This window comes from Nonomuraea sp. NPDC050394 (assembly GCF_044459065.1).
In the GTDB taxonomy this organism is placed as follows: domain Bacteria; phylum Actinomycetota; class Actinomycetes; order Streptosporangiales; family Streptosporangiaceae; genus Nonomuraea.
On the sequence record NZ_JBITIO010000011.1, the window covers coordinates 34817 to 58639 of the forward strand.

19 protein-coding genes and 1 pseudogene are annotated in these 23823 nt (G+C 71.0%); 8 read left to right on the forward strand and 12 right to left on the reverse strand.

The features are described 5' to 3' along the window. Positions 1–180 precede the first annotated feature (180 nt). The 3 genes from murA to purD all read right to left on the reverse strand — a co-directional run bounded on the left by murA (position 181) and on the right by purD (position 3582). Positions 181–1449 carry a UDP-N-acetylglucosamine 1-carboxyvinyltransferase gene (gene murA / locus ACIBKY_RS35370; RefSeq protein ID WP_397103656.1) on the reverse strand — a complete coding sequence of 423 codons (1269 nt, stop codon included), beginning with the start codon at positions 1447–1449 and terminating at the stop codon, positions 181–183. 79 nt (positions 1450–1528) lie between these two features. Further along, positions 1529–2365: a phosphoribosylaminoimidazolesuccinocarboxamide synthase gene (locus ACIBKY_RS35375; protein WP_397103658.1), complete on the reverse strand. Its 837-nt coding sequence runs from the start codon at positions 2363–2365 to the stop codon at positions 1529–1531. Continuing rightward, the gene (gene purD / locus ACIBKY_RS35380) at positions 2362–3582 is read right to left on the reverse strand and encodes a phosphoribosylamine--glycine ligase (protein ID WP_397103660.1); all 1221 of its coding nucleotides are present in this window, start codon (positions 3580–3582) and stop codon (positions 2362–2364) included. The genes ACIBKY_RS35375 and purD overlap by 4 nt, the downstream gene beginning before the upstream one ends. Positions 3583–3932: 350 nt before the next feature. Between purD and corA the strand changes: the two genes are divergently transcribed. Both corA and ACIBKY_RS35390 read left to right on the forward strand, forming a co-directional pair. Further along, positions 3933–5039: a magnesium/cobalt transporter CorA gene (gene corA, locus ACIBKY_RS35385; RefSeq protein ID WP_397103662.1), complete on the forward strand. Its 1107-nt coding sequence runs from the start codon at positions 3933–3935 to the stop codon at positions 5037–5039. 16 nt (positions 5040–5055) lie between these two features. Continuing rightward, positions 5056–6207 (forward strand): hypothetical protein, encoded by a 1152-nt coding sequence (locus ACIBKY_RS35390; protein ID WP_397103664.1) that lies wholly within the window; start codon positions 5056–5058, stop codon positions 6205–6207. 9 nt (positions 6208–6216) lie between these two features. Here ACIBKY_RS35390 and ACIBKY_RS35395 read toward each other — a convergent pair whose 3' ends face one another. Then, positions 6217–7125, reverse strand: coding sequence for a glycerophosphodiester phosphodiesterase family protein (locus ACIBKY_RS35395; protein WP_397103666.1), 909 nt, complete (start codon positions 7123–7125; stop codon positions 6217–6219). A 120-nt stretch (positions 7126–7245) separates the two neighbouring features. Between ACIBKY_RS35395 and ACIBKY_RS35400 the strand changes: the two genes are divergently transcribed. Further along, entirely contained in the window at positions 7246–7872 is a 627-nt protein-coding gene (locus ACIBKY_RS35400; RefSeq protein ID WP_397103668.1) for a GNAT family N-acetyltransferase, read from the forward strand. Here ACIBKY_RS35400 and ACIBKY_RS35405 read toward each other — a convergent pair. Both ACIBKY_RS35405 and ACIBKY_RS35410 read right to left on the reverse strand, forming a co-directional pair. Continuing rightward, positions 7862–8857, reverse strand: a complete 996-nt coding sequence (locus tag ACIBKY_RS35405) for an NADP-dependent oxidoreductase (protein WP_397104304.1) — start codon at positions 8855–8857, stop codon at positions 7862–7864. The genes ACIBKY_RS35400 and ACIBKY_RS35405 overlap by 11 nt on opposite strands. Positions 8858–8938: 81 nt before the next feature. Further along, positions 8939–9343: pseudogene (locus ACIBKY_RS35410) on the reverse strand (NADPH-dependent FMN reductase); the annotation flags it as partial. Positions 9344–9432: 89 nt separating this feature from the next. Here ACIBKY_RS35410 and ACIBKY_RS35415 point away from each other — a divergent pair. Further along, positions 9433–12375 carry a BTAD domain-containing putative transcriptional regulator gene (locus ACIBKY_RS35415; protein WP_397103670.1) on the forward strand — a complete coding sequence of 981 codons (2943 nt, stop codon included), beginning with the start codon at positions 9433–9435 and terminating at the stop codon, positions 12373–12375. A 135-nt stretch (positions 12376–12510) separates the two neighbouring features. Here ACIBKY_RS35415 and ACIBKY_RS35420 read toward each other — a convergent pair whose 3' ends face one another. The 3 genes from ACIBKY_RS35420 to fbaA all read right to left on the reverse strand — a co-directional run bounded on the left by ACIBKY_RS35420 (position 12511) and on the right by fbaA (position 15405). Beyond that, positions 12511–13794, reverse strand: a complete 1284-nt coding sequence (locus ACIBKY_RS35420; RefSeq protein WP_397103672.1) for an adenylosuccinate synthase — start codon at positions 13792–13794, stop codon at positions 12511–12513. Between the two features lie 146 nt (positions 13795–13940). After that, on the reverse strand, positions 13941–14348 hold the full coding sequence (locus tag ACIBKY_RS35425; protein ID WP_379611254.1) for a DUF3151 domain-containing protein: 408 nt from the start codon (positions 14346–14348) through the stop codon (positions 13941–13943). 34 nt (positions 14349–14382) lie between these two features. Further along, the gene (fbaA, locus tag ACIBKY_RS35430; RefSeq protein WP_397103674.1) at positions 14383–15405 is read right to left on the reverse strand and encodes a class II fructose-bisphosphate aldolase; all 1023 of its coding nucleotides are present in this window, start codon (positions 15403–15405) and stop codon (positions 14383–14385) included. 92 nt (positions 15406–15497) lie between these two features. On the opposite strand from fbaA, the gene ACIBKY_RS35435 reads away from it, so the two are divergent. Then, complete coding sequence (locus ACIBKY_RS35435) at positions 15498–16199, forward strand: DedA family protein (protein ID WP_397103676.1); 702 nt, start codon at positions 15498–15500, stop codon at positions 16197–16199. Positions 16200–16307: 108 nt separating this feature from the next. After that, the gene (locus ACIBKY_RS35440; RefSeq protein WP_397103678.1) at positions 16308–16703 is read left to right on the forward strand and encodes a hypothetical protein; all 396 of its coding nucleotides are present in this window, start codon (positions 16308–16310) and stop codon (positions 16701–16703) included. A gap of 1 nt (position 16704) precedes the next feature. Here the strand turns inward: ACIBKY_RS35440 and ACIBKY_RS35445 are convergent, their stop codons facing one another. Together ACIBKY_RS35445 and ACIBKY_RS35450 are read right to left on the reverse strand one after the other, a co-directional pair. Continuing rightward, on the reverse strand, positions 16705–17238 hold the full coding sequence (locus ACIBKY_RS35445; RefSeq protein ID WP_397103680.1) for an orotate phosphoribosyltransferase: 534 nt from the start codon (positions 17236–17238) through the stop codon (positions 16705–16707). After that, a complete protein-coding gene (locus tag ACIBKY_RS35450; protein ID WP_397103682.1) occupies positions 17235–17921 on the reverse strand; it encodes a hypothetical protein in 687 nt (228 codons plus the stop codon). Before ACIBKY_RS35450 ends, ACIBKY_RS35445 begins: the two co-directional genes overlap by 4 nt. 106 nt (positions 17922–18027) lie before the next feature. On the opposite strand from ACIBKY_RS35450, the gene ACIBKY_RS35455 reads away from it, so the two are divergent. Beyond that, positions 18028–20391, forward strand: coding sequence for a sigma-70 family RNA polymerase sigma factor (locus ACIBKY_RS35455; RefSeq protein WP_397103684.1), 2364 nt, complete (start codon positions 18028–18030; stop codon positions 20389–20391). Between the two features lie 184 nt (positions 20392–20575). After that, positions 20576–21766: an NYN domain-containing protein gene (locus ACIBKY_RS35460; RefSeq protein ID WP_397103686.1), complete on the forward strand. Its 1191-nt coding sequence runs from the start codon at positions 20576–20578 to the stop codon at positions 21764–21766. Between the two features lie 342 nt (positions 21767–22108). On the opposite strand, the gene ACIBKY_RS35465 is transcribed toward ACIBKY_RS35460, so the two are convergent. Further along, complete coding sequence (locus ACIBKY_RS35465) at positions 22109–23257, reverse strand: VLRF1 family aeRF1-type release factor (RefSeq protein WP_397103688.1); 1149 nt, start codon at positions 23255–23257, stop codon at positions 22109–22111. Between the last annotated feature and the right edge of the window lie 566 nt (positions 23258–23823).

The following is a 23823-nucleotide window of genomic DNA, read 5'->3' on the forward strand; positions in this document are numbered from 1 at the left end:
GGGAGTTTCTTCGGCCCTCTCGACCAATGTTCGTCCCATCCTGCCGTCCGTTGCAGTGCTCTCTTTTGGAACGATCGCTCGCGGGGGCCGTAATGTCACGCCCGACTTTTCCGGAAAGCCGTTCTGGTTGACCGCCCGGTGAGCTGTTTTAGCAGCTCACAGCGTATTTCACTGGCTTTTTCAGCGTCCTGAAATCTCTCGCGTAATGTCCGCTCCCAGGGCCCGCATTCGCTCGGCGAGATGGGCGTGGCCGCGGTCGATGAGGTATCCGGACTCGATGACCGTCTCGCCCTTCGCGGCCAGTCCGGCGAGAACCAGGGCGATACCGGAGCGCAAGTCATGGGCGGTCACCTGTGCGCCGGTGAGCGGGGTGGCGCCGCGCACGATGGCTCTGCTGCCCTCGACCTCGACGTCGGCGCCCATCTTGTTGAGCTCGCCGGCCAGCGCGAAGCGGCCGTCGAAGATGCGCTCGTGGATGTAGCTGACGCCCTCGGCCAGGCACGCGACGGTCATCATCGGCGACTGCAGGTCGGTGGCGAAGCCCGGGTAGGTGTCGGTGATGATGTTGATCGGCCGCAGCGGCTGGCGGTCGCAGCGCACGTGCAGCACGGCGCCCTGCGTGGCGAACTCGACGCCCATCTGCTCCAGCTTGTAGCGCACGACGCCCAGGTCGAGGCCGGTGCCGACGAGGCTGACGTCGCCGCCGGTGAGGGCGGCGGCCATGGCGAACACGCCCGCGTCGAGCCGGTCGGGCATGACCGTGTGCTCGACGGCGTGGAGTTCTTCGACGCCTTCGACGGTGATGAAGCCGGTGCCGCCGCCGCTGATCTTCGCGCCCATCTTGGTGAGCATGTCGATGACGTCGAGCACCTCGGGCTCCAGCGCCGCGTTCTCGATCACGGTGGTGCCCTTGGCCAGGGCGGCGGCCATGATGAGGTTCTCGGTGCCGGTGTGGGAGGGCGTGTCGAGGTAGAGGGTGGCGCCGGTCAGGCCGGAGGCCTTGACGTGGATGACGGTCTCGCCCTCGTCCACGATGGCGCCGAGGCGCTTGTAGCCGAGGTAGTGGAAGTCGAGGTTGCGGCTGCCCAGGTTGCAGCCGCCGACGCCCTCCACGATGGCCTCGCCCAGCCGGTGGAGCAGGGCCGGGGTGAACAGCACGGAGCCGCGGAAGCGCCGCGCGATCTCGGCGGGAAGCACCGGGCTGGCCAGGCTGGAGGCGTCGATGACGAGGGTCCGCTCGGACTCGTGCAGCTCGACGTAGGCGCCGATGGCCTCCGCGAGCTCCACTGCCCGGCGTACGTCCTCGATGATCGGCACGTTGCGCAGGACCGTACGGCCCTTGGGGGCGAGAAGAGCCGCACCGATCATCGGCAGCACGGCGTTCTTCGCGCCCTGGATGAAGGCGGTTCCACGCAAAGCGTTGCCACCGCGCACGCGGTATCGGACCATCCGTGCGGCTCCTCGGGAAGTTATGGGTCAGGCTTGAACGGGCCAACAGTAGCCGCTCGCCACGCCTGCCCCGGCCGAATCACCCGCTAAATGGCGTACCAGTGAGCCGCTCGTATGCCTCGAGATAACGCGCTCTGGTGCGATTGACTACTTCGTCCGGCAATGCGGGGGGAGGGTTTCCAGAGGATTTGTCCCAGCTTGAATCGGGTGACGTCAACCAATCACGGACATACTGCTTGTCAAAGGACGGTTGAGGACCGCCGGGCTTCCATTCAGAGGCCGGCCAAAATCGCGAGGAATCGGGTGTCAGGACCTCGTCGGCGAGCGTGAGAACACCGTCGTGGTCGCGGCCGAGCTCGATCTTGGTGTCGGCCACGATGATGCCGCGCTCGCGGGCGATCTCGGCGCCGCGGGTGTAGACGTCAAGCGTGATCCGGCGCAACTCGTGCGCGGTCTCCTCGCCGACCTTTTCCACGACCTGCTCGAAGGTCATCGGCTCGTCGTGCTCGCCGACCGGCGCCTTCGTGGTGGGGGTGAAGATGGGCTCGGGGAGCTTGGAGCCGTCCTCCAGGCCGGGCGGCAGCCGTACGCCGGAGACCTCGCCCGTGCGCCGATAGTCGAGCAGGCCCGAGCCCGTCAGGTAGCCGCGCGCCACGCACTCGACCGGCACCATCTCCAGCGGCCTGCACACCACGCTGCGCGCGTCCGGACCGTGGGTCACCAGGTGGTTGGGCACGACGTCCTTGAGCTGCTCGAACCACCACAGCGACAGCTGGGTCAGGATCGCGCCCTTGTCCGGGATCTCGGGTTCGAGGGCGTAGTCGTAGGCGGAGATGCGGTCGGAGGCGACCATCATCAGCAGGCCTTCGTCGGTGACGTAGAGGTCGCGTACCTTGCCGGAGTGCACGTGCTTCATCGGGCGATGTCCGTCCTGTAGTGCGAGCCGCGCAGGTTCACCCGCGCGACCAGGTCGTAGGCGTTGGCTCTGGCGCTCTCCTGGTCGGGGCCGGTGCCGACCACGCTGAGGACCCGCCCGCCCGCGGAGACCACCTGGCCGTCGACGAGCTCGGTGCCGGCGTGGATCACGTAGGCGTCCGCCGTCGGCTCAAGACCGGTGATCACGTCGCCCTTGACCGGATCGGCGGGATAGTTCTCCGCCGCGACGACCACGGTCACCGCCGCGCCCTCGCGCCAGGCGAGCTCACCGGCGGCGCCGAGCGCGCCGGTGGCGCAGCTGAGTAGCAGCCCGCCCAGCGGCGTGGCCAGCCGGTCGAGGATCACCTGGGTCTCCGGGTCGCCGAAGCGCGCGTTGAACTCGATGACCTTCGGCCCCTTGCCCGTCAGGGCCAGACCCACATAAAGCACTCCCCGGTACGGCAGGCCGCGCCGCCCCAGCTCCGCGATCGTCGGGTGCACCACCTCCCGCATGACCTGCTCGGTGAGGTCGTCGGGCACCCAGGGCAGCGGCGTGTAGGCGCCCATGCCGCCGGTGTTGGGCCCTTCGTCGCCGTCGTAGGCCCGCTTGAAGTCCTGGGCCGGCCGCAACGCCACCGCGTCGTGTCCGTCGCACAGCGCGAACAGCGACACCTCGGGCCCGTCGAGGAACTCCTCGATCACCACCCGCTCGCACGAGGCGGCGTGCTCCAGTGCCGCCTCCAGCGAGCCGGTCACCACCACGCCCTTGCCCGCGGCCAGCCCGTCGTCCTTGACCACGTACGGCGCGCCGAACTCGGCCAGCGCGGCGGCGGCCTCCTCCGGCGTGGCGCAGGTGCGCGAGCGGGCGGTGGGCACCCCGGCCGCGGCCATGATCTCCTTGGCGAACGCCTTCGACCCCTCGATCATCGCCGCCTCGCCGGAGGGCCCGAAGACGGGGATGCCGGCCGCCCTGACGGCGTCGCCGACGCCCGCGACCAGCGGCGCCTCTGGCCCGATCACGACGAGGTCGGCGCCGAGGCGGACCGCCAGCGCGGTGACCGCCGCCGGATCGGTCGCGGCGACGGGATGGGTGGTGGCGACCTGCCGGACACCCGCGTTGCCGGGGGCGCAGTGAAGGTCGCTGACCTGGGGATCGAGGCTGAGAGAACGGCACAGGGCGTGCTCACGCCCGCCGGAGCCGATGACTAGAACGCGCACGAACCCCATTGTCCCAGGCCCGCGCCGTCCTGGCCGCCGAGGGCAGACTTAGGCGGCAGCATGGGGAAGTTTTGTGGAGTTCTGCCGGTTCCCCTGGGCTGTTGGCGAGTATCGTCGGCTGGGTTGACCCCCCTGTGGTAAGTTAGGGCGGCTTTGCGGTGTCTCTTGTGATTGGAGGTGGTCCGGGATGAATCCTGGTGATCCCAGCAGTACGTGCTCGTCCACGTACGCCGTGCATACCCCCGACCACTCCAATCCGGCAGCCTGATCGTGCCACCACGCCATTTCCTTGATTGAGGTGACTCTTCACTACGCGTGGGCAGGCCCAGGTCGGGCGGAAAGGGACTGCCATGCGCTCGTCCACCCTTTTCCGTCGTATCAACCGCCACCCCGTCAAGAAGCCCCACGTAGCGCGCCAGCTCACCAAGCCCGTGCGTGAGGCCTGTGTGCCACCGGTCGACTCCATCGTCGAGTACGGCGCCTACATAGGCGGCGAGAAGGTCGTCGCCCCGGGCATCGTCGAGTCCCTTGAGCTGGTGCGCGAGCACAACAAGACCGGGTCCAGGGCGTTCGTCTGGGTGGGCCTGCACGAGCCGGAGGCTCCCGAGGTGGAGTGGCTGGCCGAGGTCTTCGGCCTGCACCCCCTGGCCGTCGAGGACGCCGTCAAGGCGCACCAGCGTCCCAAGGTCGAGCGCTACGGCGACTCGCTGTTCCTGGTGCTCAAGACCATCGCCTACCTCGACCACGACGAGCTGACCGCCACCAGCGAGATCATCGCCACCGGCGAGATCATGGTCTTCCTCGGCACCGACTTCGTGGTCACCGTGCGCCACGGCGAGCACTGCCCGCTGACCGAGGTGCGCGACAAGCTGGAGAGCCGCCCCGACCTCCTGGACCGCGGCCCCGCCGGTGTGGTGCACGCCATCTCCGACTACGTCGTGGACCGCTACCTTCAGGTGGCCGACCTGATGCAGCTGGAGCTCGAAGAGGTCGAGGCCACGGTCTTCGCCGACGTCAGCTCCCGCGACATCAACCGGATCTACCAGCTCAAGCGGGAGATGCTGGAGATGAAGCGGGCGGTCACCCCGCTGCAGTCGCCCATGGCGGCGCTGCCCCAGCGGCGGGTGATCCCCTCGGAGATGCGCGAGTACTTCCGCGACGTCAGCGACCACCTCGCCCGCGTGTGCGAGCAGGTGGAGTCCTCCAACGAGCTCGCCAACTCGATCCTTCAGGCCGCCCTGGCCCGCTCGAACACCCTCGCCAACGAGGACATGCGCAAGATCTCCTCATGGGTGGCCATACTGACCGTGCCCACGATGATCGCCGGGATCTACGGCATGAACTTCGACTTCCTGCCGGGCTCGGACCAGATCTGGGGCTATCCGGCGATCGTGACCCTCATGATCACCGTCTGTACTCTGCTCTACCGCGGCTTCCGGCGTAACGGCTGGTTGTAGAGCTACCCTGTTGCCGGTGTCAGTGCAGCGAGTCCAGACCGAGCGCTGGTTCGTCCGCCACGGTGTCCCCACGATGATCGAGGGCTACGCCTTCCGGCGCGACGTCCTGCCCCGGATGATGCCGCCGCTGGTGTTCGTCGCCCTGGTCTCGTTGCTGTGGCTGGTGCCGCTCAAGAGCATGGGGTCGGGCCTGTGGCTGCTGCTCGGCTGGGTGATCGTCGTGGCGGTCGCCGTACGCCTGGCCGGGGTGGTCTCGGCCCGGAGGCTGACGCTCATCTCGCCCAGGATCACGGTCGTGGTCCTGGTCGTCTACGCGCTGATGCCCGTGGCCGTGCCGCTGCTTCAGGTGGCCGTGGACGGCGACGTCACACCGCCGGCCGGGCGGTGGCTCGGTGTGCTCGGGTTCGTGCTCTTCTTCGCCGCCGCCTTCGCCGCGACCCTGCTGGGCACGACGTACGGCTTCGGCGCGCTGCTGGGCCGGACGGTCCGGCGTACCCTCTCCGACCTGGGCAACAGCGTCCACCTGCTGGGCCGGGCGCTGCCCGCGCTGTTGTTCGTCACGTTGTTCCTGTTCTTCACCGGTGAGCTGTGGCAGGCCGTCAACCGCCTGGAGTGGTGGCGCCTCGCCCTGGTCGTCGTCCTGTTCGCCTCGGTCGCGGTGCTCGCCTCGGCCTCGCGGCTGCGGGAGGAGATCGGCCGGGTCGAGCAGGACTTCAGCGCGTCCAGGCTGGCGTCGGCCTGCAGGAACACGCCGCTGGCCGAGGCGCCGTTCGAGGAGCTGACGCGGGACGGGCCGCTGCGCCCGGTGCCGCTCACCGGCCGTCAGGAACGCAACGTGCTGCTGATGCTCGCCGTCCGCCAGCTCGTGCAGGCGGCGGTGCTGGGCGTGGTGCTGTTCGGCTTCTTCCTCATCCTCGGCCTGCTCATGGTCACGCCGGAGACGGCCGAGCAGTGGATCGGCTCGCGGCCCGTCCCCTCGCCGCTGATCCCCCTGCTGCCGGTGGCACTGCTGCGCATCGCGACGCTGTTCGCCGGGTTCGGCAGCATGTACTTCGTCGTCACCTCGATGAGCGACAGCGACCACCGCCGGCAGTTCTTCGCGCCGATCATCGACAAGATCGAGCGGGCGCTGGCGGTACGCGCGGTCTACCTGGCCATCGGCAGGTGAGGAGCCCGGTCAGACGGCGACGGGCTTGAGCGGGCGGACCGGCTTCGGCAGGTCCAGGCCACGTTCGGCCCACAGCGTCCGCATCCTGTCGGGGTAGTCGGTCACCACGCCGGCCACCCCCAGGTCGAGCAGGCGCGCGGCCAGGGCGGCGTCGTTGACGGTCCAGACCGCCACGTCGAGCCCGGCGCCGGCGCACTGGGCCATCAGCGCCTCGTCCACCATCACGTGCTCGGGCGAGAGCGTCGTCGCGCCGGCCGCGGCCGCCGCGGCGGGGATGTCGTCGCCCAGGCAGCCGTGCCAGTGGAGCGTGTCGAGTTCGATCAGCGCGAAGCGCCTGGTGTCCTGCGCCTTCTTCGCGGCGTGGGCGATGATGCGCCAGTCGAAGCTCAGGATCGCCGCGTTGCCCAGGCGGCCGTGCCGGTCGAGCTCGTCCAGGACCAGGTCCGTGAACAGCTCGGGGTCGGGCGTCAGCTCGGGGCGCGTCGGGTCGGACTTCAGCTCCACGTGCAGCCGGACGCCGTCCGCCTCGTAGGCGTTGACCAGGCCGAGGACCGCGCCGAGCGTGGGCATCCTGGTGTCGGGGACGGCCACCTGGGTCAGGGCGAAGGGGTCGTCGGGGTGGCGCGGCAGCCGTACGCCGACGTCGAGCATGCGCAGCTGGGCCAGGTTCAGGCCGTTGATGGGCTTGCCCACGTACGGGTAGTCGGGGTCGCCGGCCGTCAGCGGCCGGGTGTCGGCGCTGGTCACGGCGGAGACGGTGAGATCGTGGGTGAGCACCAGCCGCCGGTCGGAGGTGAGCGCCACGTCGAGCTCCAGGGCATGGACCCCGAGCTCCATCGTGCGGCTCAGCCCCGGCAGGGTGTTCTCGGGCCAGAGCCCCCGGGCTCCCCTGTGTCCATGAATCTCGACGCGCAGCACACCGGGGACCATACCCTCCGCCCGTGCCGGGCAGGCGGTGCCACGCCGCGCTGGTGAGATTGCTCGCACCAGGAACTTCCGAGCCAGAAAAGCGGATATATCAACCTAAGCTGGTCTGTCATGAGCGTAGACATCGTACGGGCCTGGGCACGGGGCTGGGCCGTCTCACGCGCCACCGAACAGCCGGTCGAGGAGCTCTGGGGTCTCCGCGTCGACGTCGGCCTGCCTGGACACCTCGTACGCCACATCCTCCCGAAAGCCTCACCAGCGGTTCTGCGCCACCTGGCGGGCACACTCGACACGCCCGGCACGTGGCTCAAGGTGTGCGCGCCCGCCGAGCAGGTGGCGCCCTCGCTCACCCCGGCCTGGTCGGTCCAGATGCCGGAGTTCATGATGACGGCGCGGCTGCGCCGTACCGAAGTGGCCGCGCCCGGCGGCTACACGCTCGCCGTCGTCCAGCGCGGCCAGGTCGTCACCGCCCGGCTGCTGACCGGCGACGGCGAGGTCGCCGCCCGCGGCCAGCTCGCGCTCACCGGCGCCACCGGCGTCGTCGACCAGGTGGAGACCGCCGCCGGCCACCGCCGCCGCGGGCTCGGCAGCGTCGTGATGAAGGCCCTGTCGTCCGCGGGGGCCGAGCGGGGCGCCGCGACGGGCGTCCTGCTGGCCACCGCCGACGGCAGGGCCCTCTACTCCACACTCGGCTGGCGTCTTCACACCGTGGTCACCGCCGCCGTGGTCACAGCCTGACCAGCATCTTGCCGACGTTCCCGCCGCCCAGCACGTCCAGGAACGCCTGCGGCGCCCGCTCGATGCCCTCGGCCACCGTCGACTCGGTACGCAGCGAGCCGTCGGCCAGCCAGCCCGCCGCCTTGCCGATCCACTCGGGGAAGCGGTCGAGGTAGTGGCTGACCAGCATGCCGCGCAGGGTCGCGCTCTTGTGCGCCAGGCTGAACAGGTTCGCCGGGCCCGGCACCGGCTCGGTCGCGTTGTAGCCGCTGATGGCGCCCACCATCGCGATCCGGCCGCCGACCTTGAGCGCGTCGATCGCGGCCACGAGGTGGTCGCCGCCGACGTTGTCGAGGTAGACGTCGATGCCGTCCGGCGCGGCCTGCGCCAGTTGCCCGGCCACCGAGCCGGCCCGGTAGTCGATCCCGACGTCGTAGCCGAAGTCGGTCACCAGCCGCTTGGCCTTGAACGGCCCGCCCGCCGAGCCGATCACCCTGGCCGCGCCCAGCTTGCGGGCGAGCTGGCCGGCGACGCTGCCCACGGCCCCCGCGGCCGAGGAGACGAAGACGGTGTCGCCGGGCCGTACCGGGGCGACCTCGGTGAGCGAGACGTAGGCGGTCAGGCCCGTGGTGCCCAGCACGCCCAGGTAGGCCTCCTCGGGGGCCAGGTACGGGTCCACGACCGTCGCCTGCGCGGCGTCGACCACGGCGTATTCACGCCAGCCCAGGAAGTGCACCACGGTGGCGCCCACCGGGATCTCCGTGGCACGTGAGTCCACCACCTCGCCCACGGCCGAGCCGTCCAGCGGCTGCCCGATCTGGAACGGCGGGATGTAGGACTCCACGTCGTCCATGCGGCCCCGCATGTAGGGGTCCACGGACATCCACGTGTTGCGCACCAGGACCTGTCCCTCGCCGATCTGCGGGACGTCGGTCGTGGCCAGTTCGAAGTCACGCAGCTCCGGCTCTCCGGAGGGACGGACGGCCAGGCGGATCTCGCGGTTCATGACATTCTCCTCAAGGGTGTCGAGCAGTCGCTCGGCTTCGCTGTCTTCGGGGTTCTCGTGGTTGTGGAAGAGCACCGGCTCGCCGGCGCGGACGGCGCCGAGGCAGGCGAAGACCGGCTCCAGGTGCTCGACGGCCCGCCGTCCGCCGGACTCGCCGCCGTAGGCCACGAACGCGACGGGCTTGCCCCGCCACTCCTCGCGGTACCAGTCGATGGCGTTCTTGAGCGAGGCGGGGTAGCTGTGGTTGTACTCGGGCGTGACGATCACGAAGGCCTCCGCCCGAGCGAGCCAAGGCCGCAGATCCCGTACGGCCGGCGGCTCCGGCCCCCCTCGCTCCGGCAGCACCGTGGGCAGCCACGCCTCGGCCAGGTCGATCACGTCGACCTCCAGGCCGGACCGCCGGCCCGCGCGTTCCTGGATCCACTTCGCCGCCGTGGGCCCGAACCGGCCCTGCCGTACGCTCCCGATGATGATCGCGACCCGCATCTCCGCCTCCTCTCCCGTGTGGCTGTGGGTCCACTGTGCGCCTGGGCCCGCACGGACGGCTGGGGGTTGGCTGGGGGTAGCGTGACCTGGTGCGATTTGGTGTGCTTGGCCCGCTCTCGGTGTGGGCCGACGACGGTGAACCGGTCCGCGTGCCCGAGCTGAAGGTGCGCGCGCTCCTGGCCGACCTGCTGGTCCACGAGGGCCGCCCGGTCCCGGCCGACCGACTGGCCGACGACCTGTGGGGCGAGGACCTGCCCGGCAATCCGGCCAACACCCTGCAGACCAAGGTCTCCCAGCTGCGCCGCGTCGTGGGCCGCGACCTCGTCCGGTACGAGCCCGCCGGCTACGTCCTGCGCGCCCGCGACGTGGACGCCCTCTCCTTCGCCCGCCTGCTCACGCGCGCCCGCGCCGAGGACGACCCGCGCGCCCGCGCCGCCCTGCTGGCCGACGCCCTGTCCCTGTGGCGCGGTCCCGCCTACGCCGACTTCCGCGACGAGGAGTTCGCCCGCGCCGCCGCCGCCCGCCTCGACGAGCAGCGCCTGACGGCCCTCGAAGAACACGCCGAGGTACGGCTGGCGCTGGGCGAGCACACCCGGCTGGCCGACGAGCTGTCCGAGCCGGTCGCCGGCCATCCGCTGCGCGAGCGGCTGCGTGCCGTACACCTGCGTGCCCTGTACCGGGCGGGGCGCCAGACCGAGGCGATGGCCGGGTACACGGCGCTGCGCGAGCGGCTGGCCGACGAGCTGGGCGTGGACCCCGGCCCGGAGCTGGTGGAGCTCTACCAGTCCATCCTCCGCCAGGACCCGGCCCTGGCCCCCGCGCCCACCCCCGCCACCTCCTCCGCCCGCCCCCGCACCAACCTCCCCACCCCCCTCACCCCCTTGATCGGCCGGGAGGCGGCCGTGGCCCGGGTACGAGCCCTCCTGGGCGACGTGGGTGCCGGGCCTTCCGCGCCGTTCGGGGATGCCGGGTCTTCTGGTGGTGCGGGGGGTGCCGGTGGGTCGCGGCTGGTCACGTTGACGGGGCCAGGCGGGGTGGGGAAGACCCGGCTCGCGCTGGCCGCCGCCGCCTTCCGTGAGAACGCCTGGCTGGTGGAGCTCGCCGGGCTCAGCGCCGAGGACCCGGCGACCGTCGCCGAGGTGGTGGCCGATGTCCTGGACGTGCGGGACGAGGCGGTGGCCCGATCCGGCAGGGCCGCGCTGCCCGAGCGCCTGGCCGACGCCCTGAGCGGCCGTGAGCTCCTCCTGGTCCTGGACAACTGCGAGCACCTCGTCGAGCCGGTGGCCGAGCTGGTGAACCTGCTGCTTCGTACCGCTCCGGGTCTCCGGGTGCTGGCCACCAGCCAGGAGCCGCTGGCCATCCCCGGTGAGGCCGTGTACCCGGTGTCCCCGCTGGCCGCGCCCGACGCCCTGAGCCTGTTCGCCGCCCGCGCGGGCGTGACGCCGGACGCGGACACCATGCCGTGGGCCGAGGCGATCTGCCGCCGCCTGGACGGCCTGCCGCTCGCGCTCGAACTGGCCGCGGCCCGCGTGCGCGCGCTCGGCGTGCGGGGGGTGGCCGAACATCTCGACGACCGCTTCCGGCTGCTGTCGGGGACCACCCGCGGCCTGCCGGCCCGTCAGCGGACCCTGCGCGCGGTGATCGACTGGAGCTGGGAGCAGCTCACCCCGCCGCAGCGGGAGGCGCTGAGCGCCCTGGCCGTCCACCCGGGCGGCTGCACGCTGGAGGCCGCCGGGATCGACGCCGACCTCGTCGACCAGCTCGTCAACCGGTCGATGGTCGTCGCCGAGCCGCCGCGCTACCGGCTGCTGGAGAGCATCGCCGCCTACTGCCTGGAGCGCCTGGCGCCGGACGACCCGCTGTTCGCGCGGCGCGACGCGTACTACACCGGCCTCGCCGACCGCGCCCGCCCCCACCTGTACGGCCACGCCCAGCGGGAATGGCTGGCCAGGCTCGACGAGGAGATGACCAACCTGCGCGCCGTGGACACCGGCGAGCGGCTGGCCTGGTACCTGTACCTGCGCGGGCGGTACACCGAGGCCCACCGCCTGACCGGGGGAACCGCCTGGGAGCCGGGGTTCGCCATGTTGCTCGGCCTGCCGTACCGGGAAGGGGGCGGTGAGGCGGCCGCACGGTCGCGTTGGTTCACCGCGCACGCCCACCTGCACCTGGGCGACGTCGCCAAGGCCGGGCCGCTGATCGACGGGGCGCTGGCCGGCTTCCGCGCCACGGGCGACCGGTGGGGTGAGGCGGCGGCGCTGATGGGACGGGCCAAGCAGGCGATCTTCCAGGGGGAGTTCGCGCGGGCCGCGCGCAGCGGCGTGGAGAGCCTGGAGATCTTCACCGAGCTGGGGGACCAGTGGGGCCGGCTACAGGCCAACGACCAGCTCGGCTACCTGGCCGAGATCGGCGGCGACTATGAGCGTGCCGCGGCCCTGCACCGCGAGGGGCTGCGGATCGCCGAGGACCTGCGGTTGTGGACGGACGTGTCCTATCGGCTGTCCAGCCTGGGGCGGATCGCGCTGCTGACGGGGGAACTGGAGCGCTCGCGGGAGTTCCACGAGCGGGGGATGCGGCTGGCGGCCGAGCAGTCGAACCGGTTCGCGGAGGAGTTCGCGCGGGTGGGGCTGGGGCTGGTGGCCCGGCGTTCCGGTGACCTGGACGAGGCTGAGCGCCTGTTCCGGGCCTCGCTGGAATGGAACCGCCGCCTGGAGGCCGACTACGACGTGCCCTTCTACGGGGTGACGCTGATCCTGGCCGAGCTGGGGTTCGCCGCCGAGTCGCGTGGCGCCGCCGTACCGGCGAGGAAGCTGCACGAGGAGGGACTGCGGGCCGCACGCGCGCTCGGCGACCCGCGCTCGGTGGCGCTCGCGCTGGAAGGACTGGCCGGAGTCGCCGTCCTGGAGGGTGAGCCTTCGCGAGCCCTCGACCTGCTGGACGAAGCGGCGGAGCTGCGCGCCTCGGTCGGCGCTCCGCTCCCACCGGCCGAGCGCGGCGACGTGGACCGCATCAGGAAGGCCGCCACGGGCTGACGCGAGGCCGCGTCAGGAAGGCCGCCACACGCTGACGCGAGGTCGCGTCAGGAAGGCCGCTTCGCGCTGACGCGAGGCCGCCTCAGGACGGCCGCCACGGGTTGGGGCGCGCCAAGCGGCGCGCCCCTCCGCACGTCACACCAGCGAGCGCAGCGAGATCGTCTGGTCGCGGCCGGGGCCGACGCCGATCGCGGAGATGGGCGCGCCGCTCATCTCCTCCAGCGTGCGCACGTACGCCTGCGCGTTGGGCGGCAGGTCGTCGAACGTCTTGGCCCCCGTGATGTCCTCCTGCCAGCCGGGGAACTCCTCGTAGATCGGCTTGGCGTGGTGGAAGCCGGTCTGCGTCATCGGGATCTCGTCGTGGCGCTCGCCGTCCACGTCGTAGGCGACGCAGACCGGGATGCGCTCCAGGCCCGACAGCACGTCGAGCTTGGTGAGGAAGAAGTCGGTGACGCCGTTGATGCGGGTGGCGTAGCGGGCGATGACCGCGTCGAACCAGCCGGTGCGGCGGTTGCGGCCGGTGGTGACGCCGTACTCGCCGCCGGTGGTGCGCAGCCAGTCGCCCATCGCGTCCTCGAGCTCGGTCGGGAACGGCCCGGAGCCGACGCGGGTGGTGTACGCCTTGAGGATGGCGATGACCTTGGTCAGGCGCTGCGGCGGGATGCCGGAGCCCGCGCACGCGCCGCCGCTCGTCGGCGAGGAGGAGGTCACGAACGGGTAGGTGCCGTGGTCGATGTCCAGCAGCGTGCCCTGACCGCCCTCCAGCAGCACGAACTTGCCTTCGTCGAGTGCCTTCGACAACACCAGCGAGGTGTCGGCGATGTGCGGCTTGAGGCGCTCGGCGTAACCGAGGTACTCCTCCAGCACCTGGGCGTGGTCGAGACCGCGCCGGTTGTAGATCTTGGTGAGGATCTGGTTCTTCTCGTTGAGCGCGACCTCGATCTTCGCCGACAGGATGCCCGGGTCGAGCAGGTCCTGGACCCTGATGCCCACCCGGTAGATCTTGTCCCCGTACGCGGGCCCGATGCCGCGGCCGGTCGTGCCGATCTTGGCCTTGCCCAGGTAGCGCTCGCTCACCTTGTCCAGGGCCTTGTGGTGGGGCATGATCAGGTGCGCGTTCGCCGAGATCAGCAGGCGTTCCGCGGACACGCCCCGCGCCGCGAGCGCGTCGATCTCCTGGAGCAGGACGCCCGGGTCGATCACCACGCCGTTGCCGATGACCGGCACCACGTTCGGCGACAGGATGCCCGTGGGCACCAGGTGGAGCGCGTACTTCTGGTCGCCGATGACGATCGTGTGGCCCGCGTTGTTGCCGCCCTGGTAGCGGACGACATACTCAACGGCGTCGCCGAGCAGGTCAGTGGCCTTTCCCTTGCCCTCATCGCCCCACTGGGCGCCCAAGACAACGACAGCCGGCATGGTTCTATCTCCCCAGCACACGGCGATGGATCCGCGGCGCAGCGACTGCGAGCGGGCACGCCAATAGACACGGAAACCCCTGGCGCAAGCGCGACAGGGGCTCTTGCGTAGAGAGACTACCCGATTGGGCTATTCGTCCCCAAGGCTCACTTGGCCAGCGCGTCGTAGGCGGCGGGGTCGCTGTCCTTGAGGAACTGCATGCACCGCTCGGCCTCGTCCTTCTCGCCGATCGACTGGGCCGCGCGCGCGAGCGAGTACAGGCAGCGCAGGAAGCCCTGGTTGGGCACATGCTCCCAGGGAATCGGACCGTGGCCCTTCCAGCCGTTGCGGCGCAACTGGTCGAGACCGCGATGGTAGCCGGTCCTGGCGAAGGCGTATGAGGTGACCGCGTGACCCTTTGCGAAGTACTCCTCCGCGAGAGCCGCCCATGCCGCCGGGTAGGCGGGGAAACGGGCGGCCACGTCGGCGGCCTTGGCACCGGCCTCGAGCGCCTGCCTGGCCTCGGTCAGATCCGGCAGGAGGGTCGGGGGCGGCCCGGCGAGAAGGTTATCCATACAAACAGTCATACCCGCCGGGCCACTCGTGTGACTAGGTGATCTTCGTGCCGGCGGACTTCAGGTCCTGGCACGCCTGGGCCACACGGGCCGCCATGGCCGCCTCGGCCGACTTGCCGTAGGAGCGCGGGTCGTAGACCTTCTTGTTGCCGACGTCACCGTCGACCTTGAGCACGCCGTCGTAGTTGGTGAACATGTGCGCGGCGATCGGGCGGGTGAAGGCGTACTGCGTGTCGGTGTCGATGTTCATCTTCACCACGCCGTAGGTGATCGCCTCGTGGATCTCCTCCAGCGCCGAGCCGGAGCCGCCGTGGAAGACCAGGTCGAACGGCTTGTCCTTGCCGTACTTCGCGCCGACCGCGTCCTGGATGTCCTTCAGCACCGGCGGGCGCAGCTTCACGTGGCCGGGCTTGTAGACGCCGTGGACGTTGCCGAAGGTCGCGGCCAGCATGTACCGGCCCTGCTCGCCGATGCCGACCGCCTCGGCCGTGGCCAGCGCGTCGTCTGTCGTGGTGTAGAGCTTCTCGTTGATCTCGCCGACGACGCCGTCCTCCTCGCCGCCGACGACGCCGATCTCCATCTCCATGATGATGTTGGCGCGGTGGCACTTGTCGAGGAGTTCCTTGGCGATCTCGAGGTTCTCCTCCAGCGGTACGGCGGAGCCGTCCCACATGTGCGACTGGAACAGCGGGTCCAGGCCCTTGGCCACGCGCTCCAGCGAGATGTCGACCAGCGGCCGCATGAAGCCGTCGAGCTTGTCCTTCGGGCAGTGGTCGGTGTGCAACGCCACGGTCACCGGGTACTTGGCGGCGACCACGCGGGCGTACTCGGCCAGGGCGCTCGCGCCGATGACCATGTCCTTCACGGTGGCGCCGGACAGGAACTCGGCGCCGCCGGTGGACACCTGGACGATGCCGTCGCTCTCGGCCTCGGCGAAGCCGCGCAACGCGGCGTTCAACGTCTGGGAAGAGGTCACATTGATCGCCGGGTAGGCGAATCCGCCTGCTTTGGCCCGGTCGAGCATCTGCGCGTAGACCTCTGGGGTGGCGATGGGCATGATTCATCTCCTAGAACGTTCGGCTTCGCGGTGCCCAGTATCGCGGCTCGCCAACCCCCGTGGTAGTGACACCGCCCGGTAAGCTCCACTGCGTGGACTGGCTTCTCAATCTCCTCGACCCGACATGGTGGCTGACCATTCTCGGGGCGTTCGCCACGGTCGGCGTGCTGGCGATCATTTTCGCCGAGACCGGCCTGCTGCTCGGCTTCTTCCTGCCGGGCGACTCGCTGCTGGTGGCCGCCGGGATCTTCAGCTCAGCCTCCGTGGCCGTGGGGATGGGCATCGAGCCGATCTCGCTGCCGGTCCTGCTGATCGGGACGCCCCTGTGCGCGATCGCGGGCGCGCAGCTCGGCCACTTCCTGGGGATGAAGTTCGGCCGGAAGATGTTCGACAAGCCCAACTCGCGGCTCTTCAAGAAGGAGCACGTGCTCAGGGCCGAGGAGTTCTTCGAGAAGTTCGGCCCGGCGAAGGCCGTGGTGCTGGCGCGGTTCGTGCCGATCGTGCGTACGTTCATGAACCCGGTCGCCGGCGTGCTGGAGATGAGCCCCAAGCGGTTCTTCATGTGGAACGTCATCGGCGGCATCGTCTGGACCGAGGGCCTGATCCTGCTCGGCTACTTCCTGGGCAGCAAGGTCGACCCCAAGCAGATCGACAAGTACATCCTGCCCGGCGTCTTCCTCATCGTGTTCATCTCCCTCATCCCGATCATCGTCGAGTTCGTGAAGGGCCGGCGGGCGGCGAAGGCCCTGCCCACGCCCAACGGCAAACACCACAGGGTCAACACGAAGCAGTAAGAAACAGACCCTGTGCCGGGACCGGGTCATCGTGTTGGTGTTCAAGAGGGCAAGACAAGGTTACCAACGGGTACGCTCCGGTGTGTGGGACGCCACAGGACAGACCCGATGGGCCTCGCGAGGCTCGCGCTCGCCGTGCTCGCGGTCGCGCTCGTGGTGGCGCTGGTCGTGATCGGCGCGCGGGCCCTGCTCGGCGCGCTCGACACCCCGGAGCCCGTCTCGGCCGACCGCGGCACGGCCACGCCCACCACGAGCGCGCAGGTGCCGACGGTGCGCATCGAGTGCGTGGCCGAGACCTGCCCGCTCGTCACGGTCCGGGTGCCCGGCGGCGACGTGCTCCAGTACCGCGACATGAGCAGGGGCGAAGAGGTCAGCTACTTCGAGCCTGAGCTGTCGGTCGTGCTGTCCGACGCGGGCACCGTACGCGTGGCGGAGAACGGCAAGGCGCGCGCCCCCGGAAAGGCGGGCGAGCGCGAGGCGTTCACGGTCCGCGGCGGCCCGTGAATCAGATGCCGCACTCCTCGGCCGTGTAGGCGTAGCGGTACTCCAGGCCCTCCTCGGCCAGCCGCGGGGCCGCGCCGCGCTCGACGATCGTGACCACGGCCACGACCTCGGCGCCCTCCTCGCGCAGCGCCTCGACCGCGGTCATGACCGAACCGCCGGTGGTCGAGGTGTCCTCCAGGGCCAGCACCCGCCGGCCCTTGACGTCCGGTCCCTCGATACGGCGCTGCAGCCCGTGCACCTTCTGCGACTTGCGCACCACGAACGCGTCCAGCGTGCGTCCCCGCGCCGCGGCGGCGTGCAGCATCGCGGCGGCCACCGGGTCGGCGCCCAGCGTCAGCCCGCCCACGGCGTCGTAGCCGAGGTCCGCGGTCAGCTCCAGCAACACCTGGCCGACCAGCGGCGCCGCGACGCCGTCGAGGGTGATCCGGCGCAGGTCGAGATAGCTGTCGGCCTCCTGTCCCGACGACAGGATGACCTTGCCGTGCACCACGGCCTTGTTCTTGATCTCGGCAAGCAGCTTCTCGCGATCCGTCATGGGTCCAAGCTTAAGGTTCGCAGCAGGGTGAGAGCCTGCTCGTAACCGTCGGGCAGCCGGTTGACCGAGACCCGGAACACCTCCAGCGGGGTCAGCCGCGGGACCAGCGCCGGTCCCGCCCTGGCCAGCGCGCCCACCCGGGCGGGCGCGAGCTGCGCCAGCGTCTCGTCGCCGGCGAAGGCCTCCCGCGCCGCGCCTGCCAGCGCGAGCATCGCCGCCAGCCGTCCCGCCAGGTCCCCCGGCCGCTCGTACGGCTCGGCCACCACCAGCCGGTGCTGCGCGGCGAGCGAGCCCCGGTAGACCTCCGCCAGCCGGGTACGCAGGTAGGTCACCGTGGCCAGCCCGGTGAACGGGTCCTCGCAGCAGAGCCCGTTCACCGGCGCGAAGCTCGCCTCGGTCCAGCCCACGGCGAAGGATCGCGCGGCGGTGAACGGCGGCTCGCCGAGCCCGAGCGCGGTGAAGAGCGCGGCGAGGTCGTTCATGCCCTCGCCGATGCCCACCCCCGCCCGTGCCCGTGCGCCCCCGAGCGCGGCGCACGCGCGGATCAGGTCATGGCCCCTGTTCACGGCCTTGATCGCGTGTTCGACCGCCGGCGTCCACCAGTCCTCGGGCAGGGACCAGCCGGCCTCCAGGCTCCTCTTGCGCCAGCGCGAGCGCAGTGATCCTGGAATGTCCTCGTCCATCTGTCCTCCGAAAGGGTTTCAAAGGCAAAGACGCGCTTTCGGGTTAGTCATGACGCGGAATGCGGAATGATTCGCCGGGGCAACCCCGCGTAATCGTGAGGTCACTATGAGTGTCGAATCGCCGCAAAGCGATGCAGATCTACTCGAAGCGGTACGAGGCGGCAACGCCGCCGCCTATGGCGTGCTCTACGAACGCCACGTCGTCGCCGCCCGAGCCCTCGCCCGCCAGCTGGTGCGGGGGGAAACCGACGTCGAGGACGTGGTCGCCGAGTCCTTCACCAAGATCCTCGACCTGGTGGGTCGCGGCGGCGGTCCCGACGCCGGGTTCCGGCCGTACCTGCTGACGGTCGTGCGCCGGACGGTCTACGACCGCGGCCGGGTCGAGAGCCGTCAGGTGAGCACCGGCGAGATCGAGCTGTTCGACCCCGGGGTGCCCTTCGTCGACCCCGCCCTCACCGGGCTGGAGAAGTCGCTGATCTCCCGCGCGTTCCTGTCGCTGCCCGACCGCTGGCGTACGGTCCTGTGGCACACCGAGGTGGAGGACTCCAAGGCCGCCGAGGTCGGCCCCCTGCTCGGGCTGTCGGCCAACGGCGTCGCCGCCCTGGCCTACCGGGCCCGCGAGGGGCTGCGGCAGGCGTACCTGCAGATGCATCTGGCCGCCTCGCCCCAGCAGGCCTGCCGTCCGGTGCTCGGCAAGATGGGCGCCTACGTCAGGGGCGGCCTGGCCAGGCGCGACTCCAAGTCGGTCGACGACCACGTCAGCGGCTGCGCCGAGTGCAACTCCGTGCTGCTGGAGCTCACCGACGTCAACCGCGGGCTGCGCGTCATCGTCGGACCGCTCTTCGTCGGCCCGGTCTTCGCCGGGTACCTGGCCGCGCTGGCCAAGGCGAGCGCGGCGGCGGGCGGCGCCGGCGCGGGCATCATCCACGCGATCGGCTGGATCCGCCGCGCGCCCAAGAGCCAGCAGGCGGCCGTCGCGGGAACCGTGGCGGCCGGGGTGGCGGTCGCCGCCTTCCTCCTGGTCTCGGGGGAGGAACCGATCAAGAAGCCCCCGGTCGCCGCGGCGCCGAGCCCCACCCGCCAGGAGCCCCCGGTCGTCGAGCCGCCCAGCGAGAAACCGGCCAGGAAACCCGAGCCCAAACCCACTCCCACACCGACGCCGACCACGTCCAAGCCCGGCAGGGCCAAACTGTCGGCGACCATCGGCGCGCTCGGCTCCCTGGTACGCGCCCAGCCCGGCATCATCGGCATCCGCCTGCGCAACGCCGGCAAGGGACCCAGCGACGAACTCGCCGCCACCGTCGCCCTTCCGGAAGGCGTCACGCTCATCACCGGCGGGAGCAGGGGCAGCTCCGTCACCGCGGTCAAACCGGTTGGCACGGTCGACGGCTGGTCGTGCAAGGTCGCCCAGCGCGGCGCCCAGTGCGTACGGCGGCCGCTCAGGGGCGGGTCGGCGACGGCGGTGTTCCTGCGCGTACGGGTGGCCGCCTCGGCTCCGGAAGGCGCCGGGCCCGCGGTCCGGATCAAGGCGGGCGGCGTGCAGGTGAAGGCGGTCTCGCCGATCGGGGTCCGCGAGGACGGCGCGCCCGCGCGCTTCGCCACCGACGGGAAGGTCGTGGTCAGGGCGGTCGGCAACGCGCTGCTCACCTGCCCGCCCAGCCGCCAGGGCTGCCCGGAGGCGCTGCGCAGGCAGGGGCAGCGGCGCGACAACGACCTTTGGACCATGCAGCCGCTCGACCGCGACCAGGTGGCGAGCACCAAGGCGTCCAGCGCGGCCAGGCTCGACCTGCCGGCGGGCGGGCAGATCGTGTGGGCCGGGCTCTACTGGTCGGCCAGCACCAAGACGGCGGGGCCGATCAAGTTCCGGCCGGCCGGACGGGACGGGTACGTGAAGATCCGGCCTAACCAGGTCATGGCGCGCGAGCTGCCGGTGGGGCCCGCCTACCAGGCGTTCGCGGACGTGACCGGGCTGGTCAGCAGCAGCAAGAAGAAGGGGATGTGGTGGGCGGCGGACGCACCCATGAAGCCGGGGATCTCGCAGCATGCCGGGTGGAGCCTGGTGGTGATCGCGACCGATCCGGCGCAGCCGTACAGTCAGGCGGTCGTGCTCGACACGGCCACGCAGATCGGCGGGGAGAAGGACGCGGCGGGACGGCTCGACGTGCCGCTGGGCGGGCTGATCCCGGCGGCCGCCCCCGCGCGGCTGGAGCTCGTCACGTGGGAGGGCGACGCGGACCTGTCCGGCGACAAGGTCTCGCTCGGCGGCTCGGCGATGGTGCCGGAGGCGGGCGGGCGGGACGCGGGCAACACGTTCGACGGGTCGTCGAACGGGGCGAGCGGGCTCACGTTCGGTGTCGACGTGGATACCTTCAGTGCTGAGCTGGGGGAGCGACCGCGGCTGAGCATCGTCTCCAGAAGGGACGCGGTGTTGTTCGGTGTCGCGGCGGTGAGTGTCCGCGCACGGTCGTGACCGTGAACGGGACAGACTGGTACGGTTCGCGTAAATCCTCTGGCGTAACGTCGGGCGAGGGCGGAATCGTCGGGATTAACCCTCGCACGATCATTGGCTTCATTACCCTGGTAAAGGGCCGCCGAGTCCGGCTCTGACGGTGCAGAGCCAGAAGGTCGGGCCACCTAGAAAGGGGCGGTGTCGCGTGGATCGCTGCGCGCTGTTCGTGGACGCTGGCTATCTGCTGGCAGACGGCGCGATGGCCGTTCATGGGACTCGCCATCGCGAAGCGGTTTCCTGGGATTATCCCGGCCTGCTGCAGCTCATGACGAACCTGTCACGCGAGCGCACGGGTCTGCCGTTGCTGCGTTGCTACTGGTACGAGGCGACCGTCGAGGGCCGCCGCACGCCCGAGCACGACGCGCTCGCCGACATCCCCGGCCTGAAGCTGCGCCTGTCGCGCATCAGGCCCGGCCGCCGCGAGGGCGTCGACGCGCAGGTTCACCGCGACCTGATGACGCTGGCCCGCAACAGCGCGATCTGCGACGCCGTCGTGGTCAGCGGCGACGAGGACCTCGCCCAGGTCGTCTGCGACGCCCAGGATCTGGGCATCAGGGTGACCGTCGTGCACATCACCGCCGACGGCAGCTGGGCGGTCTCCCGGACGCTGCGCCAGGAGAGCGACGACCTCATCGAGATCGGCGGCGGCCACCTGCGCCCGTACGTCAACCTGGTCACCGGCTCCGCCGAGGCCGCCAACGGCCACCAGCCGGTCAGCAACGGCCAGGCCGCGCACGCCTCCCTGCCGCCCTCGCCCCCGCCGTCGCTGCCTCCGGCCCAGAGCGCGATCCCCGCCCAGCCCACGCCCCCGGCCCAGCCCAGCCCGGCCGCGCCCGCCTCGCCCGGCAATCGCCCGCCGTCGCTGCCCACCTACACCTACCAGCCCGAGCCCCCGTCACCGCCCCAGCAGCAGCAGCCAACCCCGCCGCAGCCGTCCGCGGCCCCCGTCACCGGGCCCATCCAGGCGCAGCCACCGTCCGCCGGCCAGTACGGGACGCCGTCGCCGTACCAGCAGCCGTCCCAGCTCGGCCCCTACACCGGCCCGCAGCCCGCCCCGGTCTCACCGACCCCGGCCGCGACCGGCGGCGCCACCACGCTGGCCGACGCGGTGAAGGCCGCACACCGCGAGGGGCACGACTTCGGCGAGTCGGTGGCCAGGGACGCGCCCGCGTTGTGGCTGGAGGCGGTGCTGGCCCGCAAACCCCGCATGCCGTCCGACCTGGAGGCCCGGCTGCTGCAGGGCTCCTCCCTCCCGATCGACTTCCTCCTCCACGACGAAGTCCGCCACGCGCTCCGCCGCGGCTTCTGGGACGCCCTGGAACGCGCCCGCCACTAGCTTTTCCTTCTGAGTCCCTTTCGGTGCCCCGCCCGCCTCCTCGCGCGGGCCTTTTGCTTCTTCGTGCGGGCCTCTATCTTCGTGCGGGCCTCTCTCTTTGTGCGGGCCTCTCTCTTTGTGCGGGCCTCTCTCTTCATGCGGGCCTTGTTTTTCCGTTACGGCCAGCCCCCGCCCCCGCCACCCGCCGACGTGGGCTGGCGCAGGTCGGGGGGATCGCTTCTCACGTCGGACAAACGCCCCACCGCAACGGCCCTTCGTGAGCCCTCACCCACGGGAAGGCCCGCCGGCAACCCCCCGGTTGGCAGGTTCACCCGCTGCCCATGCCTGTTTGGTCTGGCGGTGTTACCAGCGGAGGAGGGCGGCTACTCCGTTGTAGTTGGTCAGGGCTTCGGCGCCGGTTGTGGTGAGGATCGTCAGGGTCACGCCGGTGTTCAGGGCGGCCTCGATCATGCGTTCGCCCAGGTCGGGTTCGGGGTCGGAGGGGACGCCCGCCGGTGCGTGGTCGTACAGGTAGCCGTCCAGGCCCTTGAAGCCCGACCACTTCGCCGACTCCTCCAGCAGCAGGTGGTCCACCCGGCCTTCGTTGAGCAGGGCGAGGGTCTGGTTGAGGCCCAGGGAGCCACGGCCGCCGGACTTGGCCGCGTCCACCGCCCTGGCGGCCAGGGCGGCGTCGCGGCGTTCGCGGGTGGCGGCCAGTTCCGGGGCCACGTGCTTGGCCGCCTCGGCGGGCGGGAGGGTGTCGACGATGGTGTCCACCTGGACGACGTCCAGGGGGTGTACCGCCCCGGCCAGCACCTCGGTCAGCTCCACGTCGCCGATCAGCAGGACGTCCGTCCAGCCACGGGACCTGGCCTGCCGGGCGATCTCCGGGGCGCTGCCGTGGAGGTTGCGGCGCAGGCGGTCCTCGACGCGGCGTTGGAACCGGTCCGTCTGGGTGGAGTTGGACTGCGCGGTTCCGCCCGGACCTGGGCCGCGCATGGGGCGCCAGTCCTCGGTGTCGATCTCGTAGGTCTCGTGCTTGATCTCCTCGGCGACGCCGTACCGGAGGTCGATGAGGCGCACGCCGTCCCGTGAGACGAGCACCAGACCGGCGGGTGCGCTGGTGGCCATGGCGGTGAGCAGCGGGCGGACGTAGGCGGTGGATTCGAGCACGGCGCAGTCCTCGATCGGGACCTGCAGCTTGATCGTGCGGACGTCGTTGTCGCCGACAGAGGCGAACAGCGCCCGTCCGATGCCGGATTCGGCGGCATCGAGAAGTTCGACGATGTCCGGCTCCAGTGCTTCGAGCCGGCGGAACACGGCCTCACGGCGTTCGCGATCCGGCCAGGTGTTGACGTGATCCCGAATCGCGGCCAGCTCATTCCTGAGCCGGATCCCGCGGGCGGGCCGGGTGGAGGCCTCCTCGCGAGGGTCGGCGGTGGTGTACAGCGACACCACGCCCGCCTCGTCCTTCATGGCGGCGAGCTCGCGGAGGAAGGTCTGATCGAACACGGCAGTTCTCCGTTCTCCGGCATCGAATCACTACCGACTCTAAAAACCCCAACCCACCACAAACCCCACCTCTACCGGATATTTCCCCGCGTTTTACCCCCGACCCCGCCCACTCCCTCACGGCGCAACCCGGCCACTCCCGTGCGCGGCGCAACCCGGCCGCTTCCTCGTGCGGCACGAGCTGGCCGCTTCCTCGCGCAGCGCAACCCGGCCGCTGGTCGTCGGGCAAAGGCGCTTCGGGCCGTCCGTGTCGGATGCGGCTCCTGAGCCACCACCTCCACGCAAGGCCTCCAGACCTCGCCTGGCGGCGCATCGAGGCGCTCCAGCCTCGGGTGACGGGCTCCCGGGGTTCCGCCTGGGGTGGTGCCTCGGGGTTTGGGCGTGGCTGCCGACCAGCAGAGTGACGAGGGGGCCGGTGTCCGCGGGAAAGGGCCGGCGAAGGGTCGTGACGGTGGGGACCCCGTCCGACGTGACAAGCGATCCCCCCGACCTGCGCCCGCCCACGTCGGCGGGTGGCGTGGGCGGGGGCCGGCCGTAACTTGGAGGCGAAAAGGGCCTATCGGCGG